Source organism: Pseudomonas sp. B13(2017) (assembly GCF_002113245.1).
Classification (GTDB): domain Bacteria; phylum Pseudomonadota; class Gammaproteobacteria; order Pseudomonadales; family Pseudomonadaceae; genus Aquipseudomonas; species Aquipseudomonas putida_Z.
Genome location: NZ_NEJX01000008.1, coordinates 208,815 through 228,076 on the forward strand (window position 1 = coordinate 208,815; position 19,262 = coordinate 228,076).

15 protein-coding genes and 2 pseudogenes are annotated in these 19,262 nt (G+C 63.9%); 7 read left to right on the top strand and 10 right to left on the bottom strand.

The annotated features are described in order from the left end of the window. Positions 1-78 precede the first annotated feature (78 nt). From CAG44_RS13470 to CAG44_RS13480, 3 genes are all read left to right on the top strand, one after another. Positions 79-1,335, top strand: a complete 1,257-nt coding sequence (locus CAG44_RS13470) for an OprD family porin (RefSeq protein WP_075046220.1) — start codon at positions 79-81, stop codon at positions 1,333-1,335. A gap of 183 nt (positions 1,336-1,518) precedes the next feature. Continuing rightward, the gene (locus tag CAG44_RS13475) at positions 1,519-2,442 is read left to right on the top strand and encodes a LysR family transcriptional regulator (protein WP_085692306.1); all 924 of its coding nucleotides are present in this window, start codon (positions 1,519-1,521) and stop codon (positions 2,440-2,442) included. Positions 2,443-2,635: 193 nt separating this feature from the next. Further along, a complete protein-coding gene (locus CAG44_RS13480; RefSeq protein WP_085692307.1) occupies positions 2,636-3,142 on the top strand; it encodes a DUF962 domain-containing protein in 507 nt (168 codons plus the stop codon). A gap of 131 nt (positions 3,143-3,273) precedes the next feature. Here the strand turns inward: CAG44_RS13480 and pcaC are convergent, their stop codons facing one another. The 9 genes from pcaC to pcaR form a co-directional block, all read right to left on the bottom strand. Further along, the gene (gene pcaC, locus CAG44_RS13485; RefSeq protein WP_003259581.1) at positions 3,274-3,669 is read right to left on the bottom strand and encodes a 4-carboxymuconolactone decarboxylase; all 396 of its coding nucleotides are present in this window, start codon (positions 3,667-3,669) and stop codon (positions 3,274-3,276) included. Positions 3,670-3,679: 10 nt separating this feature from the next. Further along, complete coding sequence (gene pcaD, locus CAG44_RS13490; RefSeq protein WP_015271650.1) at positions 3,680-4,471, bottom strand: 3-oxoadipate enol-lactonase; 792 nt, start codon at positions 4,469-4,471, stop codon at positions 3,680-3,682. Between the two features lie 11 nt (positions 4,472-4,482). Next, entirely contained in the window at positions 4,483-5,835 is a 1,353-nt protein-coding gene (locus CAG44_RS13495; RefSeq protein ID WP_085692308.1) for a 3-carboxy-cis,cis-muconate cycloisomerase, read from the bottom strand. A gap of 9 nt (positions 5,836-5,844) precedes the next feature. Then, complete coding sequence (locus tag CAG44_RS13500) at positions 5,845-7,134, bottom strand: MFS family transporter (RefSeq protein WP_085692309.1); 1,290 nt, start codon at positions 7,132-7,134, stop codon at positions 5,845-5,847. Between the two features lie 188 nt (positions 7,135-7,322). Further along, entirely contained in the window at positions 7,323-8,528 is a 1,206-nt protein-coding gene (gene pcaF / locus CAG44_RS13505; RefSeq protein ID WP_178076925.1) for a 3-oxoadipyl-CoA thiolase, read from the bottom strand. Next, complete coding sequence (locus tag CAG44_RS13510; RefSeq protein WP_015271653.1) at positions 8,525-9,304, bottom strand: CoA-transferase subunit beta; 780 nt, start codon at positions 9,302-9,304, stop codon at positions 8,525-8,527. The genes pcaF and CAG44_RS13510 overlap by 4 nt, the downstream gene beginning before the upstream one ends. Beyond that, positions 9,301-10,161 carry a CoA transferase subunit A gene (locus CAG44_RS13515; RefSeq protein WP_015271654.1) on the bottom strand — a complete coding sequence of 287 codons (861 nt, stop codon included), beginning with the start codon at positions 10,159-10,161 and terminating at the stop codon, positions 9,301-9,303. Before CAG44_RS13515 ends, CAG44_RS13510 begins: the two co-directional genes overlap by 4 nt. Before the next feature lie 239 nt (positions 10,162-10,400). Further along, positions 10,401-11,747 (bottom strand): MFS transporter, encoded by a 1,347-nt coding sequence (locus tag CAG44_RS13520; protein ID WP_025340493.1) that lies wholly within the window; start codon positions 11,745-11,747, stop codon positions 10,401-10,403. A 331-nt stretch (positions 11,748-12,078) separates the two neighbouring features. After that, positions 12,079-12,969, bottom strand: coding sequence for a pca regulon transcriptional regulator PcaR (gene pcaR, locus CAG44_RS13525; protein ID WP_256575059.1), 891 nt, complete (start codon positions 12,967-12,969; stop codon positions 12,079-12,081). Between the two features lie 489 nt (positions 12,970-13,458). Here pcaR and CAG44_RS28935 point away from each other — a divergent pair, with 489 nt between their 5' ends. Together CAG44_RS28935 and CAG44_RS13535 are read left to right on the top strand one after the other, a co-directional pair. Beyond that, positions 13,459-13,659, top strand: coding sequence for a hypothetical protein (locus tag CAG44_RS28935; protein WP_003259583.1), 201 nt, complete (start codon positions 13,459-13,461; stop codon positions 13,657-13,659). Positions 13,660-13,971: 312 nt separating this feature from the next. Next, positions 13,972-15,444, top strand: coding sequence for an inorganic phosphate transporter (locus CAG44_RS13535; RefSeq protein WP_085590382.1), 1,473 nt, complete (start codon positions 13,972-13,974; stop codon positions 15,442-15,444). 170 nt (positions 15,445-15,614) lie between these two features. On the opposite strand, the gene CAG44_RS13540 is transcribed toward CAG44_RS13535, so the two are convergent. Beyond that, positions 15,615-17,090 carry a helicase HerA-like domain-containing protein gene (locus tag CAG44_RS13540; RefSeq protein WP_085590384.1) on the bottom strand — a complete coding sequence of 492 codons (1,476 nt, stop codon included), beginning with the start codon at positions 17,088-17,090 and terminating at the stop codon, positions 15,615-15,617. Between the two features lie 170 nt (positions 17,091-17,260). Here CAG44_RS13540 and CAG44_RS29290 point away from each other — a divergent pair. Further along, positions 17,261-18,277: pseudogene (locus tag CAG44_RS29290) on the top strand (cache domain-containing protein); the annotation flags it as partial. Between the two features lie 261 nt (positions 18,278-18,538). Beyond that, positions 18,539-19,135: pseudogene (locus CAG44_RS29295) on the top strand (methyl-accepting chemotaxis protein); the annotation flags it as partial. Positions 19,136-19,262: the final 127 nt, after the last annotated feature.

The following is a 19,262-nucleotide window of genomic DNA, read 5'->3' on the forward strand; positions in this document are numbered from 1 at the left end:
CATCCCAAAAGACCCGCACCTGCAGGCCGCATCCTGCAGCGTACCGGCTCGCCCATAAAAACAAGAGATCCACGACAGATGAGCACTTTGCAACCCGCACGCCAGCTGCTGCCCGGCCTGTTGGCCATGTCCTGCGCACTCCCCGTGTTCGCCGCCGACCAAGGTGGTTTCCTGGAGGACGCCAAGGCTACCCTCAACCTGCGCAACTTCTACATCAACCGCAACTTCGTCGACCCGGCGCACCCGCAGGCCAAGGCCGAGGAGTGGACGCAGAGCTTCATCCTCGACGCCCGCTCCGGCTTCACCCAGGGCACCGTCGGTTTCGGCGTGGACGTACTGGGCCTGTACTCGGTCAAGCTCGACGGCGGCAAAGGCACCACCAACACCCACCTGCTGCCGGTGCACGACGATGGCCGCCCGGCCGATGACTTCGGCCGCCTGGGCGTGGCACTGAAAGCCAAGCTGTCCGAAACCGAGCTGAAAGTGGGTGAATGGATGCCGGTACTGCCGATCCTGCGCTCGGACGATGGCCGCTCGCTGCCGCAGACCTTCCGCGGTGGCCAGCTGACCTCGAAGGAAATCGCCGGCTTGACTCTGTACGCCGGCCAGTTCCGCGGCAACAGCCCGCGCAACGACGCCAGCATGGAAGACATGTCGCTGAATGGTAAGGCCGCATTCACCTCCGACCGTTTCAACTTTGGCGGCGGCGAGTACACCTTCAACGACAAGCGCACCATGATCGGCCTGTGGGATGCCCAGCTCAAGGACATCTACCGCCAGCAGTACCTCAACCTGGTGCACAGCCAACCCCTGGGCGACTGGACCCTGGGCGCCAACCTGGGCTACTTCATCGGCAAGGAAGACGGCGCCGAACGCGCTGGCGAACTGGACAACCGCACCGCCTCGGCCATGCTCTCGGCGCGCTATCAGGGCCACACCTTCTACGTCGGCCTGCAGAAAGTCAGCGGCGACGACGCCTGGATGCGGGTCAACGGCACCAGCGGCGGCACCCTGGCAAACGACAGCTACAACTCCAGCTTCGACAACGCCAAGGAGCGCTCCTGGCAGGTGCGCCATGACTTCAACTTCGCCACCGTCGGCGTGCCAGGCCTGACCCTGATGAACCGCTACATCAAGGGGGACAACGTCACCGCAGGCGGCGTGGACGATGGCAAGGAATGGGCGCGAGAAACCGAATTGGCCTATGTGGTGCAGTCGGGCAGCTTCAAGGACCTGTCGGTGAAGTGGCGCAACTCCACCATGCGCCGGGACTTCAGCACCAACTCGTTCGATGAGAACCGGTTGATCGTGAGTTACCCGCTGAATCTCCTCTGAGTTCTTCGCGGGACCGCACCAGCCTTGAAACCTGTGCGGTCCCTGTGGGAGCGGGCATGCCCGCGAAGAGGCCAGAAGCCACAACAAATAACCATAAGCTATAAATAAATCAATAAACCTTCTTTGACGACATATGCAGCAACCGCTTGAATAGGCCCCTGATCCCCGCCCCAGAGCCGTGACATGGACCTCCGTCAGCTGCGCTACTTCATCGCCCTCACCGAATACCGCAGCTTCGTCCGTGCCGCCGAGGCCATGGGCATCACTCAACCCGCCTTCAGCCGTGCCATCCAGAGCCTGGAACACAGCTTCGGCTGCCCACTGGTCGACCGCGCCAGCAAAGCCCTGCCGCCCACCCCCGAAGGCTTGGTAGTGCTGCAACATGCCCGGCGCCTGGTACAAGGTGCCGCGCAGCTGAGCAACGAAGTGCTGCAAATGACCAAGCTCGACGCCGGCGAGCTGCATTTCGGCAGCGGCCCGGCGCTGGCCGTGCGCCTGGTGCCCGACGCCCTGCGCCACTTTCTCGAACGCCACCCGGGCATCCGCACCTCGCTGCTGGTGGACAACGCCGAACGCCTCGGCCAGGCCCTGCGCCGCGAGCAGATCGAGTTTTTCGTCGACGATATCCGCCCGTTCGAAGCCGACCCCAACTTCCACACCGAGCCCCTTTCACCGCGCCCCGGCCTGTTCTTCTGCCGCCCGGGGCACCCATTGCTGGCCAAGGACAGCCTGTCGACCAACGACCTGTTCAGCTACCCGCTGGCCAGCGCCCTGCTCGCCCCCGGCGTGCGCAAGCGCCTGGCCAACCTGAGCGGGCGCAGCGATTTCACCCCGCACCTGCAAACCGAGCACCTGGCCGTGCTGCGCAGCGTGGTGCAGGCCAGCGATGCCATCGGCACCGCCAGCGAAGAAGCCGTGGCCGAAGACCTGGCCAGCGGCCGCCTGGTGCGCCTGCACTGGCGCAACCTGCCACCGGCGCTGGAAGTGCTGAGCGTGCGCTGTGGCGTGGTCAGCCGCAGCGGTTACCGGCTGTCGCCGGCGGCGCGAGCGATGATCGAGACGCTGGTGGGGCTGGATATGCCAGTGCGGGCTGCTGCCATTCGCTGAGCTGATGATGGTGGTGGCTGCGGGCTATCCTGATCACTATCCGGTCACAGGTTGCCTGTACTGGCCTCTTCGCGGGCTCGCCCGCTCCCACAGGTAATCCACCTGGCTTGAAACTGTGGTGATCCTGTGGGAGCGGGCAAGCCCGCGAAGAGGCCGGTTCAGGCAAAACAAAGCTGAACAGGGAGGCACAACAATGAAAACCCTCGTCGACCACCTGAGCCAATACGCCAGCTACCACCGCGACCCACGCAACATCGCCACCCACTTCGTCGGCATCCCGATGATCGTGCTGGCGGTCACCATCCTGCTGTCGCGCCCTGGCTGGGAGGTGGCGGGCATGTGGCTGTCCCCTGCCCTGCCGGCGGCGGCAGCCTCGGTCTGGTTCTATCTGCGCCTGGACCTGCGCTTCGGCCTGGTGATGGGGTTGTTGCTTGGGCTATGCCTGTGGGTCGGCCAGGTGCTGGCGATGCAGACGACAGCGCTGTGGCTCGGTGCCGGGCTGGGGGCGTTCGTGGTGGGCTGGATCATCCAGTTCGTCGGCCATTACTACGAAGGCCGCAAGCCGGCGTTTGTCGACGATGTCAGCGGATTGATCATCGGACCGTTGTTCGTGGTGGCAGAAGCGGCATTCATGCTCGGCCTGTGCCCGGCCCTGAAGCAGGCTGTGGAAAGCAACGCCGGCCCGGTGGCCATGCGGTAGAAGAATGCGGCCATGTAAACATTCCATGGCCCTATCGCCGGCAAGCCAGCTCCCACAGGGACTGCACTGCCCTCAAGCCTGATGCAATCCCTGTGGGAGCTGGCTTGCCGGCGATAGGGCCGGTACAGGCATTACTGCTGTCGCGACTCCACGCCCAGCTCGTCCCACACCGACTCAGCCATGTGGAAGGTGGCATTGGCCGCCGGAATGCCGCAATAGATCGCGCTCTGCATCAGCACTTCCTTGATCTCGTCGCGGGTCACGCCGTTGTTGGCCGCCGCGCGCAGGTGCAGTTTCAGCTCGTCGTTGCGGTTCATGCCAATCAGCATGGCGATGGTGATCAGGCTACGGGTATGGCGCGGCAGGCCAGGGCGAGTCCAGATGTCCCCCCAGGCGTGGCGGGTGATCATCTCCTGGAACTCGCCGTTGAAGTCGTTGAGCTTCTCCAGGCTGCGGTCCACGTGGGCATCGCCAAGCACTGCGCGGCGTACCTGCATGCCTGCGTCGTAACGTTGTTTCTCGTCCATGGCGGTATCCTCAGTGAGCCAGCAGGAAGTCGAGCACGCGGCGGCTGAACGCCTCGCCGATCTCGACGTTGGAGAGGTGCGCCGCCGGGAAGTCGACGTACTCGGCACCCGCGATACCGGCCTGCATGAAGCGGCCGTGCTCCGGAGTGGTCACCACGTCCTCGGTACCGGCAACGATCAGCGCCGGCACCTGGATACGGCCCAGTTGCTCGCGGTAATCGGCATCACGCACCGCCGCGCAGTTGCCGGCATAACCTTGCGGACTGGTTTGCGCCAGCATCTGGCAGATGCGCTGGGCCTGCGCTGGCTGGGCCTGGGCGAAGCCCGGGGTGAACCAGCGGGCGATGGAGGCATCGCGCAGGTCGACCATGGCCTGCTGGCCGCCCTTGAGCACGGTGTCGATACGGGTGTTCCACACCTCGTCGTTGGCGATCTTGGCGGCGGTATTGCACAGGGTCAGACTGTGCAGGCGCTCGCCGGCATTGATGCCCAGCCACTGGCCGATCAGGCCACCCATCGACAGGCCGACGAAGTGCGCCTTGGCAATATCCAGCCCATCGAGCAGGGCCAGCACGTCACGACCCAGCTGTTCGATGCTGTAAGGGCCTTCAGTGACCAGCGACCCACCGTGGCCACGGGTGTCGTAGCGCAACACGCGCAAGTGCTGGCTCCACAGTGGAATCTGCGTGTCCCACATGCCCAGGTCTGTACCGAGCGAGTTGGACAGGACCAGCACCGGGGCGTTTTCCGGGCCATCGATCTGGTAATTCAAAACGCCATCGGCCAGTTGCAAGTGCGCCACAGCGGTCTCCTTCAGGCAGTGAAACGTTGATGTTCGGACACGGCGCGCGCCACCCAGACGCGGGCCTGGCCCAGGTAATGGGCAGGGTCGAGCAAGCGATCGAGTTCTTCGGCGGACAGCTCGGCGCTGACTTGCGGCTCTTCACCCAGCACAGTGCGCAGGTGGCGCTGTTCGGCCACCGCGCGCTGGCAGCACTGCTCCAGCAGGTGGTGGGCGTGGTCGCGGCCCAGGCGCTGGGCAAGGACGATGCTCACCGCTTCGGCCAGCACCAGGCCCTGGGTCAGGTCGAGGTTACGGCGCATGCGCGCGGCATCCACTTCCATGCCCTCGGCAATCACCTGGGCCTGGCGCAGCGCACCAGATACCAGGCAGCAGATGTCCGGCAGGGTTTCCCATTCGGCATGCCACAGGCCAAGGCTGCGCTCATGCTCCTGGGGCATGGCGGCGAACAGCGTCGAAACCAGCCCCGGCACGCGGGTCGCGGCACCGATCAGCACTGCGGCGCCCACCGGGTTGCGCTTGTGCGGCATGGTCGAAGACCCACCCTTGCCCGGCGCGGAAGGCTCGAACAGCTCCCCCGCCTCGGTCTGCATCAGCAGGCTGACATCACGGCCGAACTTGCCCAGGCTACCGGCGACCAGCCCCACCACCGAGGCAAACTCCACCAGGCGGTCGCGCTGGGTGTGCCAGGGCTGCTCGGGCAGGGTCAGCTTGAGCTGCTCGGCCAGGGCTTCGGCCACCGGCATCGCCTTGCTGCCCAAAGCCGCCAGGCTGCCCGAGGCACCGCCGAACTGCAGCACCAGCAAGCGTGGGCGCAGCTCCTGCAGGCGCTGGCGGTGACGGGTCAAGGCGCCCAGCACACCGGCCAGTTTCATGCCCAGGGTCACCGGGGTGGCATGCTGCAGCCAGGTGCGCCCCACCAGCGGCGTGTCGGCGTGCTGCAAGGCCTGGCGCGACAAGGTATCGGCCAGCTTGCCGAGGTCGGCTTCGATCAGGTCGAGGGCAGCGCGCAGCTGCAGGACCAGCCCGGTGTCCATCGCGTCCTGGCTGGTGGCGCCCAGGTGCACATAGCGCTCGGCCTCGGGCACGCCACTGGCAATCACCTTGCCCAACGCCTTCACCAGCGGGATCGCCGAGTTGCCAGCAGTGGCGATGGCATTGGCCAGCGCGCCAACGTCATAGCGCTCGGCGTGGCACGCCGCCTCGATGGCCGCTACTGCGCTATGCGGGACCAGCCCGGCAGCCGCCTCGGCCCGCGCCAGCGCCGCTTCGAAATCGAGCATGCCCTGCAGGCGGCCACGGTCGGAGAAGATCTCGCGCATGGCCGGTGCGGTGAAGTAGGCGTCGAACAGTTGGTTGGTCATGCCACGTCCTTAATCATCGTGGTGCAGGTACGCGGCCTGCTTCGGCAAGCGCAGGCTGAACAGGAAGGCAATCGCCATCATCGCTGTCACGTACCAGTAGAAAGTGTTTTCCATGCCCAGGGTCTTCAGGCCCAGGGCAACGTATTCGGCCGAACCGCCGAACGCCGCGTTGGCCACTGCATAGGCCAGGCCCACACCCAGCGCACGCACCTGCGGCGGGAACATCTCGGCCTTCACCAGGCCGCTGATCGAGGTGTAGAAACTGACGATACACAACGCCAGGGTAATCAGCACGAAGGCCATGAACGGGCTGCTCACGGTTTTCAGCGCCATCAGCAGCGGCACGGTGAACAGCGTACCCAGGGCGCCGAACAGCATCATCGAATTACGCCGGCCGATGCGGTCGGAGAGCATGCCGAAGAACGGCTGCAGCACCATGAACAGGAATAGCGCGCCAGTCATCACGTAGCTGGCGTTTTTTGCGGTCATGCCGGCGGTGTTGACCAGGTACTTCTGCATGTAGGTGGTGAAGGTATAGAAGATCAGCGAACCGCCCGCGGTATAGCCGAGCACGGTGATGAAGGCCGCCGCGTGGTCGCGGAACAGGCCCTTGATGGTGCCGGCGTCCTTGTCCTGGCGGGTTTCGGCGCTGCTGGTCTCATGCAGCGAGCGGCGCAGCATCAGCGAGATCAGCGCGGCAATGGCGCCGACCACGAACGGAATGCGCCAGCCCCAGGCGCGCAGTTCTTCTTCAGTGAGCAGCTGCTGCAGGATCACCACCACCAGCACCGCCAGCAACTGGCCGCCGATCAGGGTCACGTACTGGAACGAGGCGAAGAAGCCGCGCTGGCCGCGCAGGGCCACTTCACTCATGTAGGTGGCAGTAGTGCCATATTCGCCGCCTACCGAAAGGCCCTGGATCAGCCGGGCCAGCAACAGCAGCGCCGGGGCCCAGGTGCCGATGCTGGCATAGGTGGGCAGGCAGGCGATCATCAGGGAGCCGAAGCACATCATCAGCACCGAGATCATCAGGGAATTCTTGCGACCATGGCGGTCAGCGAGGCGGCCGAAGATCCAGCCACCGATGGGGCGCATCAGAAAGCCCGCGGCGAACACGCCTGCCGTGTTCAACAACTGCACGGTGGGGTCGTCGGAGGGGAAGAAAGCCGGGGCAAAGTAGATCGCGCAGAAGGCATAGACGTAGAAGTCGAACCATTCCACCAGGTTGCCTGAAGAGGCACCAACGATAGCGAAGATGCGTTTGCTGCGTTCTTCGCCGGTGTAATAGGCTGAGGTCATGGTGAGTTTACTCCTGGAGGGTCGCAGGTAATTCTAGACACACCTGGTAACACACTCGTTCCGCTATTTGCCTGGCAATTGGCCTTGAGTCTGGCAGGACCGGCCTCTTCGCGGGCACGCCCGCTCCCACAGTGGGAGGCGTGGTTCCCCTGTGGGAGCGGGCGTGCCCGCGAAGAGGCCGGTACAGGTCAAACCCGCTCGATGGCCAGCGCCAAACCTTGGCCTACGCCCACACACATGGTCGCCAGGCCTTTGCGCCCACCGCTCTTCTCCAGCTGGTGAAGCGCAGTCAGCACCAGGCGCGCACCGCTCATGCCCAGCGGGTGGCCCAGGGCGATGGCACCGCCGTTGGGGTTCACCTGCGGTGCATCGTCGGCCACACCCAGCTCACGCAGCACCGCCAGACCTTGGCTGGCAAAGGCTTCGTTGAGCTCGATCACATCGAAATCATTCACCGCCACACCCAGGCGCTCGGTCAGCTTGCGCACTGCCGGCACCGGGCCAATGCCCATCACCCGCGGTGCAACACCGGCACTGGCCATGCCCAGTACCCGGGCACGTGGGGTCAGGCCGTGTTTCTTCACCGCCTCGGCCGAAGCCAGGATCAACGCCGCGGCACCGTCGTTCACGCCCGAGGCGTTGCCGGCGGTGACGGTCTTGTCCGGGCCGTTGACCGGCTTGAGCTTGGTCAGGGCTTCCAGCGTGGTTTCCGGGCGCAGGTGCTCGTCATGCTCGACGATGGTCTCGCCCTTCCTGTGCGCGATACGCACCGGCACGATCTCTTCGGCGAAGAAACCGGCGGCCTGGGCGGCAGCTGCCTTCTGCTGGCTGCGCAGGGCGAAGGCGTCCTGGTCAGCACGCGAAACCTGGTAATCGTCGGCCACGTTGTCGGCGGTTTCCGGCATGGAATCCACACCGTACTGGCCCTTCATCAGTGGGTTGATGAAACGCCAGCCGATGGTCGTGTCTTCGAGCTTCATGTTGCGCGAATAGCCGCTTTCGGCCTTGCCCATGACGAACGGGGCACGCGACATCGACTCAACGCCGCCGGCAATCGCCAGCTCCATTTCGCCGCTGGCAATGGCGCGGAAGGCAGTGCCGATGGCATCCATGCCCGACGCGCACAGGCGGTTCAGGGTAACGCCCGGGATGCTCTGCGGCAGGCCGGCCAGCAGCAGCGCCATGCGCGCCACGTTGCGGTTGTCTTCACCGGCCTGGTTGGCGCAGCCGAAGAACACTTCGTCAACCTGATCCCACTGCACGCTCGGGTTGCGCTCGATCAGCGCCTTCAGCGGCACGGCGGCCAGGTCGTCGGCCCGCACGCCGGCCAGGGCGCCGCCGAAGCGGCCGATCGGGGTACGGATGGCGTCACAGATGAATACGTCGCGCATCAGGCTTCTCCTGCCACCTGGCCATGGGCCGCGGCGGTACGGGCTTCGAGGTCACGCAGGGCGGACAGCTCGACTTCGGTAGGTTCGGCAGTGGTCTGCACATCGTCGGCAAAGCGGATCGCCCAGCCAGTGGCGGCGATGATCTGCTCGCGGGTCACACCCGGGTGGATCGCGGTGACGACGAATTCGTGGGTGCCGGCTTCCGGCTCCATGATGCACAGGTCGGTGATGATGCCGACCGGGCCGTCGCCTGGCAGGCCAAGGCGTTTGCGCGAGTCGCCGCCTTCACCGTGGCCAACCGAGGTGATGAAGTCCAGCTTGTCGACGAAGGCACGCGGCGACTGCTTGAGGATGATCAGCACCTGCTTGGCGGAACCGGCGATTTCCGGTGCGCCACCGGCACCCGGCAGGCGGGTTTTCGGGGCGTGATAGTCACCAACCACAGTCGTGTTGATGTTGCCGAAGCGGTCGACCTGGGCGGCGCCAAGGAAGCCGACGTCGATGCGCCCACCTTGCAGCCAGTAGCGGAAGATCTCGCCGGTCGGCACCACGGTGTCAGCGGTTTCGGCCAACTCGCCGTCGCCGATCGACAGCGGCAGCACGCTTGGCTTGGCGCCGATCGGGCCGGATTCGTAGATCAGCACCACGTCTGGCGACGAGGTCAGGCGCGCCAGGTTGGCAGCCTTGGATGGCAGGCCGATGCCGACGAAGCACACAGCACCGTTGCGCAGGCGACGGGCTGCGGCGACGGTCATCATTTCGGAAGTGGAGTAGCTCATTGTGCGGCCTCCGCAGTGCTGGCCAGCTTGGCCTTGAATTCGTTGAAATCGGCAGTGCCACGGATGTAGGTGTCGATCCAGGCGGTGAACGATTCGCGGCTACGCGCGATCGGGTCCCAGGCCTGGTAGAAGCGGTTGTCACGCTCGTAGTAGCCGTGGGCATAGGACGGGTGCGCACCACCAGGTACCAGGCATACCGCGCTCAGCGCCCAGGTCGGCAACACGCAGGCGTTCATCGGGGCCTGCAGGTCGTCGACGATTTCCTCGACGGTGACGATGCAGCGCTTGGCGGCCAGGGCGGCTTCCTTCTGCACACCGAGGATGCCCCACAGCAGCACGTTGCCTTTACGGTCGGCCTTTTGCGCGTGGATCACGGTCACGTCCGGGCGCACCGACGGCACGGCTGCCAGCACTTCACCGGTGAACGGGCAGGTGACACTCTTGATCAGCGGGTTGACCTTCGGCAGGTCGGAGCCGGCGTAGGCACGCAGCACGGCGAACGGCAGGCCAGAAGCACCGGCGACATAGGCGTTGGCCAGGTCGGCGTGGCTGTGTTCTTCGATTTCGATGGCGTGTGGCCACTGCTTCTCGACGGCATCACGCAGGCGGTGCAGCGAACCGACACCCGGGTTACCACCCCAGGAGAAGATCAGCTTGCTGGCGCAACCGGCGCCGATCAGCTGGTCGTAGATCAGGTCCGGAGTCATGCGCACCAGGGTCAGGTCGCGCTTGCCCTGACGGATGATCTCGTGGCCGGCAGCAGTCGGGATCAGGTGGGTGAAACCTTCGAGGGCGACGGTATCGCCATCCTGGATGAACTGCTTCACGGCTTCGTGAAGCGGGAGAATTGCAGCCATTTGGAGACTCCTGGTCAGGGTGCTTCGGTGAGCTCAGATTAAGGAGACTGGTGGGTGGCTTACAATCCGATAATCGACTATTTGTGCGATTATCGAACCATTTGTTGCATCCCTACCTATCTCCCCTCACTGCCTGTACTGGCCTCATCGCCGGCAAGCCAGCTCCCACAGGTACCGCACCGGCTCGGGGCCTGATGCATTCCTGTGGGAGCTGGCTTGCCGGCGATGAGGCCACTGCGTCAGGTCGCGTCAGCGTGGCTCACCAGCCCTTTCACGATCACACCCACGGTCGCCAGCCCCGCCGGCACCAGCAACGCCGTCAGCACCTGTTCGAAGTTCCAGCCCAGCCCCAGCAGCGTCGCGCCACTCCAGGCCCCGAGAATCGCCCCGAAGCGGCCGATACCCAGCATCCACGATACCCCTGTGGCGCGGCCCTGTGTCGGATAGAAGCGCGCCGCCAGCGAAGGCATCGCCGACTGGGCGCCGTTCACGCACATGCCGGCAACCAGCACCAGGGTGGCCAATACGGTGATGTTGCCCAGGCTCTGCCCCACGGCGTAGGCGAACACCCCGGCCAGCAGGTAGAAAATGCCGATCACCTTGTGCGGATTGAAGCGGTCCATGGCCCAGCCCACGCCGACGGCACTCAGCACGCCACCGAACTGGAACAGCGCGCCGATGAAGGCAGCCTGTTCCATGCTCGCGCCGCTGTCGCGCATCAAGGTTGGCAGCCAGCTGGTCAGCAGATAGACGATCACCAGGCCCATGAAGTAGGTCAGCCACAACAGCATGGTGCCCATGCCGTAGGTACCGGAGAAGATCAGCGCGAACACGTTGCGCGCGGCCACCGCCTTCTGTTCCGGCACGCTGAAGCTGCCCGCCTCGGCCACCACCTGCGGCGCGATGGGCGACAAGGTCTGGCGCACTTTGTCGGTGCCCCGATTGCGCACCACCAGGAACCGCGCCGACTCCGGCAGCCATACCATCAGCACCAGCGCCAGCAGCAACGGCAGCACGCCACCGATCACCAGCAGGCTGTGCCAGCCGTAAGCCGGGATCATCTTGGCGGAAATGAAACCACCACCGGCCATGCCCAGGTTGAAGCCGCAGAACATGCTGGTCACCAGCAGCGACTTGAGGCGCTCGGGGGTGTATTCAGACAACAGCGTGGTGGCGTTGGGCATGCCTGCGCCAAGGCCCAGGCCGGTCAGGAAGCGCAACACCAGCAACTGGTCGACGTTGGTGGCATAGGCCGAGGCCAGGCTGAAGCCGCCAAATACCAGCACCGCCCCCACCAGCACGCCCTTGCGGCCAAACCGGTCCGCCAGCGGGCCGGAGCCGAGGGCACCGAAAACCATGCCGATCAATGCAGCACTCATGACTGGGCCGAGGCTGGCGCGGTCAATCCCCCACTCCTGCGACAGGGCCGGGGCGATGAAGCCCATGGCGGCGGTGTCCAGGCCATCGAGGAAGACGATCAGGAAGCACAGCAACACCACCCGCCATTGGTAGCGGGACAGCGGCTGCTGATTGATGAACGACTGGACGTCGAGGCTTTTGCCGACGTTGGTTTGCGCTTGGTTCATTGTTGTTATCCAGAATGAGGGGCACAGCCAGGCCACTGCACGCGATAAACCGGTACAGAGGACGATAGTTTGAGGGAATGCGGCCGGCGTCAGCCTGGATATAACGGTACCGCGCGCGGGTGCGGCCGCGGCAGCGAGGGGACAGTATTCATGTAAGTGCCTCTTATTATGTTTTTCTTGTTCGGTCGGCACAGCCGACCGTTGCGAGAGACATTAATCAGCGGGCGGTGGTGGCGCAATTGACCGCGAACGACACTGTGCGTTTATCGCACAGGAAACGGTTTTGCCTGTTCTAAATTTGAAAGGGGGCGCTATGCGCCCCCGGGGCACTTCAGCCAAACAACTGATGGCAAAGGTCCCGGCTGGCCGCCAGCAGGATCGGCAAGAACCGCTGCTCCAGCTCACTGCGCGTCACCCGCCCGACATGGGTACTCACATTCAACGCCGCCAACACCTGCCCCGAGGCGTCATACACCGGCACCGCAATCGAGCGCAGCCCCTGCTCCAGCTCCTGGTCTACCACGCACCAGCCCTGGGCGCGCACCTGCTGGATACAGGCGAACAGCGACTCGGGGTCATGCAAGGTACGGCTGGTTCGCGCCTTCAGGTCGGCACGTTCCAGGTATTCCCGCAGGCTGGTGTCGTCCATGGCCGCCAACAGAATGCGCCCCATCGATGTGCAATAGGCCGGCAGGCGCCCGCCCACCGACAGGTCGACCGAAATCAGCCGCTCCACGGTGGCCGAACGGGCTATATAAAGAATGTCGTCACCTTCGAGCGTGGCCATGTTGGCCGCCTCGTGCAGCTGGTCGCTGATGCGGTCCAGGTAAGGCTGGGCGGAAATCGCCAGCGGCGTCGACGACAGGTACGCATGCCCCAGCGTCAGCACTTTGGGCAACAGTGAATAGGTGCGCCCGTCGGTGGTGGCGTAACCCAGCTTGATCAACGTGTGCAGGCAACGGCGTACCGCCGCACGGGGGATTTCGGTGCGGTGGCTGATCTGGGCGATGGTCAGGTGACGCTTGCGTTCCTGGAAAGCCTGGATCACAGCCAGGCCTCGCGCCAGGGAGGTCATGAAGTCCGGGTCGCCGGTAAAGGCCTGGATGCGCTTTGCCGGGGAAGCCACGATCGGCGGTGCCAGGGCTGCCGAGGCAGATCGCCCGTGCTCCGGGTTGCCCGACTCTGGATTGACGGAATCGTTGGCCAGGGTTTCGTCACTCATCGCACACCTCAAAAAAAACGCCCACTCGTGCGATTATCGAACAAACGGCCGATAATCGCAATTGACCGCTGACACTTTTACTTATACCTTTCTCATGCCACTTGTGGCTTCTTTGGAGAGACTGGTCAGGTACCCACCGTAGAAGTCCCCAGGCAACGGCCTCGCCTTTTGGCGAGGCCGTTTTTCATTACCCTCCCGCTCGACGGTCCCGCTGCTGCATTGCAACGAACTTTTGTCCGTCTTGCCTTTCAAACTTGTACGAAAGGCCCAAACTGTTGTCGGATGCATTGCGTTACTTGCGTCTGGTGATGTCAGGGTTGGGTAAATAACGATGTTCGGCGAAATATCGGTTGCTATAATCGATTGCGCAGGCCTCGACGATGCCGTGGCAATGGAACCTTCCGCTGTATCAAGCCGTTGCGGCCAGCAAGGCATGTGCACGCTGCACAGCGCATAACAACACTCATCAAACTTAATTCAGGTACTACTGTGACGAAAGATGAACTGCGCGCGGAACTCGAGCGCCAGGCTGAACGTTACAAGGATGTTTACGGTGGCGAAGTCACCACTTACGCCGCACAACCGGATCCGGAACGCAAACCTTGGCGCAAGCGCGCGAGCGTGCGCGACCAGGCCTTCAGCCAGGAACTGGAACGTATGGAAAAGGAACTGCGCAGCGACACTCCCTGACCCCGGGACCACGCCAGCGCGTCGTCGCCCGGCCAGCCCGGGCGCGGTCGATCTTTACTGTCCGGCCGAAGGTGAAATGGAATTACACAAATTTCATACGGCCGTTTGAACAGAAGCGAAGCGGCTTTTTCTCCAGCTTTTTGCCGGTTTTCGCCAGGTTTTGCGCGTTTTAGCGGACATTTCACTGCCTACACGCCCCGCCGTGCACATCACGCTCCCGACAGGAAGATTGCCGTCGGTCTGTCGCGGATGCATCGATTGCCAAGGTTTTCTGGCATAATCCCGCCCCCCTAAGACCGCCAGACAACCTTCATGATCGAATTATTCAGCGGACTGGATGCCTGGGTGTTGGTGAGCCTGCTGCTCGCCTTGACCTTCGTGCTCGCCTTCGAGTTCATCAATGGCTTTCATGACACCGCCAACGCGGTAGCTACCGTCATCTATACCAAAGCCATGCCGCCGCACCTCGCCGTGTTCTTCTCCGGCGTGTTCAACTTCCTTGGCGTTCTGCTCGGCGGTGTCGGGGTGGCCTATGCCATCGTGCACCTGCTGCCGGTAGAGCTGCTGATCAATGTGAACACCGGACACGGCCTGGCCATGGTCTTCTCGCTGCTGGCTGCGGCCATCACCTGGAACCTGGGCACCTGGTACTTCGGTATCCCCGCCTCCAGCTCGCACACGCTGATCGGCTCCATCCTCGGCGTCGGCCTGGCCAACGCCCTGATCAACGACATCCCGCTGGGCGACGGCGTCAACTGGCAGAAGGCGATCGACATCGCCATGTCGCTGGTGGTCTCGCCGATGGCCGGCTTCGCCGTTGCCGCCCTGGTACTGATCGGCCTGAAGTGGTGGCGCCCGCTGTCGAAGATGCACAAGACCCCCGAGCAGCGCCGCAAGCTCGACGACAAGAAGCACCCGCCGTTCTGGAACCGCCTGGTACTGGTGGTTTCGGCCATGGGCGTGAGCTTCGTGCACGGCTCCAACGACGGCCAGAAAGGCATCGGCCTGATCATGCTGGTGCTGATCGGTATCGTCCCGGCCAAGTTCGTTCTCGACCTGAACAGCACCACCTACCAGATCGAGCGTACCCGCGACGCCACCCTGCACATGAGCCAGTTCTACCAGCGCAACGCCGCCACCCTGGGCGAGTTCCTGGCACTGGGCAAAGCCAAGTCCAGCGACCTGCCGGAGCAGTTCAGCTGCAACCCGCAGCAGACCGAGCCGACCATTGCCGCGCTGCAGTCCTCGCTGCAGGGCGTGACCGACTACCACAGCCTGAGTGCCGACAAGCGTGTCGAAGTGCGCCGCTACCTGCTGTGCCTGGACGACACGGCGAAGAAGGTCGGCAAGCTGCCAGGCCTGGAAGCCCGTGAAAAGGCCGACCTGGAAAAACTGCGCAAAGACCTGACCGCCACCACCGAGTACGCCCCGTTCTGGGTGATCGTGGCCGTCGCCCTGGCCCTGGGCCTGGGCACCATGGTCGGCTGGAAGCGCGTGGTACTGACCGTTGGCGAGAAGATCGGCAAGCAGGGCATGACCTATGCCCAGGGCATGTCGGCGCAGATCACCGCGGCTTGCGCCATCGGCATGGCCAACATCTTCGCCCTGCCGGTATCGACCACCCACGTGTTGTCGTCCGGCGTGGCCGGCACCATGGTCGCCAACAAGAGCGGCCTGCAAGGCGGCACCGTGAAGACCATCCTGCTGGCCTGGGTACTGACCCTGCCTGCGTCGATGGGCCTGGCGGCCGGCCTGTTCTGGCTGGCGTCCAAAGCCATTGGCTGAGTGATACCGCAATAAGAAGAAGGCGCCTGAAGGGCGCCTTTTTCATAGGTGTCATTCCTGTACCGGCCCTATCGCCGGCAAGCCAGCTCCCACAGGTACTGCACCGCCCGCAAGGCCTGTGCAGTACCTGTGGGAGCTGGCTTGCCGGCGATAGGGCCGGTACAGGCAAACTACCTTTTCTTGCCCCCCAGCAACGACCCCATCAACCCTCGCACCAACTGCCGCCCCAACTGGTTGGCCGCCTGGCGCACCGCCGACTTGATGGCCTGCCCTGCCGCACTCTGCAAGAACTCACCAGCCTTGTCGGCAAAGCTCTCTTCATCCGCCTTGGGTTGCGGCACGGGCTCCACCGGCTCGCCCTTACGCTGGGTCAGCATCTCATACGCCGACTCACGGTCCACCGGCTTGTCGTAACGCCCCGCCAGCGGCGAATCGGCAATCAGCGCACTGCGCTCAGCCGCACTCAACGGCCCGATACGCGACTGCGGCGGTGCAATCAGTACCCGCTGCACCATCGCAGGCGTGCCCTTCTCTTCCAGCGTCCCCACCAGCGCCTCGCCAATGCCCAGTTCGGTCAGCACCGCCAGGGTGTCGAACGCCGGGTTGGGGCGGAAGCCATCAGCCACCGCCCGCAGCGACTTCTGCTCCTTGGCAGTGAACGCCCGCAAGCCATGTTGAATGCGCAAGCCCAACTGGGCCAGCACCGCATCTGGCAAGTCCCCCGGCGACTGGGTAACGAAGTACACCCCCACACCCTTGGAACGAATCAGCCGCACCACCTGCTCCAGGCGATCCTGCAATGCCTTGGGCGTATCGTTGAACAACAAGTGCGCTTCATCGAAGAACAACGCCAGCACCGGCTTGTCGGCATCACCGCGCTCGGGCAGTTGCTCGAACAACTCGGCCAGCAGCCACAACAGGAAGGTCGCGTACACCTTGGGGGCATCGTGAACCAACCGGCTGGCGTCCAGCAGGTGGATACGCCCACGGCCATCCGGGTCTGGCCGCAGGAGGTCCTCAAGCTGCAGCCCCGGTTCACCGAACAACGCCTCGGCGCCCTGCTGTTCCAGGGTCGCCAATCGACGCAACAGCGCCTGGGTGGAGGCCGTGGTCATCAGCGCACTGTCTTCGCCCAGCAATTGCGGGTTGTCCTTCAGGTGCGCGAGCAGCGCCTTGAGGTCCTTGAGGTCGAGCAGCAGCAGGCCTTCACGGTCGGCCACCTTGAACGCCGCGTACAGCGCCGCCTGTTGGCTGTCTGTCAGTTCCAGCAGGTTGCCCAGCAGCAGCGGCCCCATTTCACTGAGGGTGGTGCGCAGCGGGTGGCCGGACTGCCCGGCAATGTCCCACAGGCTCACCGGGTAAGCCTGGGGCCTGTGCCCCAGCCAGGGCATGCCGGCGATGCGCTCAGCCACCTTGCCCTGCGGCGCACCAGCAGCGCCCAGGCCGCACAGGTCACCTTTGACATCGGCGGCGAACACCGCAACCCCCGCGTCACTGAACGCTTCCGCCAGATGCTGCAGGGTGACGGTCTTGCCAGTACCCGTCGCGCCCGCCACCAGGCCATGGCGGTTAGCCAGCCTCATCGCTTGCCCAACTGGCTGGCCATCCGGGCCAGCACCTACAACGATGGTCGAAATTTCCGACATCTCTTTAATCCTCTGCTCAAGCTTTACCGTAATTCGGCCGATACCTGTGGGTGATATTCGCCTTAATAGAGAGGAACAACCGAAAAGGGACTTTTTCGGGATGTTGCACTGCTTTGCGACTCCACGCGTGCAAACGCCTGATATGAAACCTTAGCGGAACCGATTACGCCATGAACAAAAGCCTTCGTTTCAGCCACAAGATTCTTTTGGCAGCGTCACTGATCGTGATACTCGCCTTCAGCCTTTTCACGCTCTACAACGATTACCTCCAGCGTAATGCGATCCGCGAGGACCTCGAAAACTATCTGGCTGAAATGGGCGCTTCCACTTCGACCAATATCCGCAACCTGTTCGAAGGCCGTATCAAGCTGGTGGAAAACCTGGCACAGAACATAGCCCAGGACCCGACCAACGCCGAAACCCTGATGGGCCAGAATGCGCTGGTTTCCAGCTTCCTCACCGTCTACCTGGGCAAGGTCGACGGCGGCTTCAGCGTGCGCCCTGATTCGAAAATGCCCGACGGCTACGACCCGCGCACCCGCCCCTGGTACAAGGACGGCATGAATGCCGCCGGCGCGACCCTGACCGAGCCGTACATCGACATGACCACCAACAAGATGGTCATCGGCATCCTCAGCAAGGTTTCCGCCAGTGTCGGCGTGGTCGGTGGCGACCTGGCCCTGGACGGCCTGGTGCAGATCATCAACTCGCTGAACTTCGGCGGCATGGGCTACGCCTTCCTGGTCAACGACCAGGGCAAGATCCTGGTGCACCCGGACAAAGACCTGGTGATGAAGTCGCTGTCGGACCTGTTCCCGCAGCACACGCCGAAACTGACCGGTGAGCTGACCGAAGTGCAGAGCGAAGGCCAGGCCCGCCTGCTGACCTTCACCCCGATCACCGGCCTGCCTTCGGCCAACTGGTACATCGGCCTGTCGGTGGACAAGGACAAGGCCTTCTCGATGCTCAGCACCTTCCGCACCTCGGCGGTGATCGCCACGCTGGTGGCGGTGGTGATCATCATCGGCCTGCTCGGCCTGCTGATCCGTGTGCTGATGCAGCCGCTGCACACCATGACCCGCGCCATGGAGGACATCGCCGAAGGTGAAGGCGACCTGACCAAGCGCCTGCGTATCCACAACCATGACGAATTCGGCATCCTGGGCAGCGCCTTCAACCGTTTCGTCGAGCGTATTCACAGCTCGATCCGCGAAGTGTCCTCGGCCACCGAGCAGGTCAACGAAGTAGCCCTGCGGGTCATCAGTGCCTCGAACTCGTCGATGACCAACTCCGACGAACAGTCCAACCGCACCAACAGCGTGGCCGCCGCCATCAACGAACTGGGCGCCGCCGCCCAGGAAATTGCCGGCAACGCCGCCCAGGCTTCGCAGCACGCCAGTTCGGCGCGGTTGCTGGCCGAAGAAGGGCAGCAGGTGGTGGAACGCAACATTGCGGCAATGAACCGCCTGTCCGACCTGATCGTCACTTCCAGCGCGCACATCGAGACGCTGAACAGCAAGACCGTCAACATCGGCCAGATCCTCGAGGTGATCACCAGCATTTCCCAGCAGACCAACCTGCTGGCGCTCAACGCGGCCATCGAAGCGGCCCGCGCCGGTGAAGCCGGGCGTGGTTTTGCGGTTGTCGCCGATGAAGTACGCAACCTGGCGCACCGCACCCAGGAGTCGGCGCAACAGGTGCAGACCATGATCGAAGAACTGCAGGTCGGCGCGCGCGAATCGGTCGAGACCATGGACCAGAGCCAGCGCCACAGCCAGGACAGCATGCAGATCGCCAACCAGGCCGGTGAGCGGCTGGACAGCGTTACCGTGCGCATCGGCGAGATCGACGGCATGAACCAGTCGGTGGCCACCGCCACCGAAGAGCAGACCGCCGTGGTCGAGGCGATCAACATGGACATCAACGAGATCAACATGCTCAACCAGGAAGGCGTGGAAAACCTGCAGGCCACCCTGCGTGCCTGCTCCGACCTGGAGCAGCAGGCCGGCCGCCTGAAGCACCTGGTGGGCAGCTTCCGCATCTGATCTCGATCCGCGTCGCCTGCTTCGCGGGCTCGCCCGCTCCCACAGGAACTGCACACCCCCTGAGGCCTGTGTAACTCCTGTGGGAGCGGGCAAGCCCGCGAAGCAGGCGACGCGGATCGAGATCAGA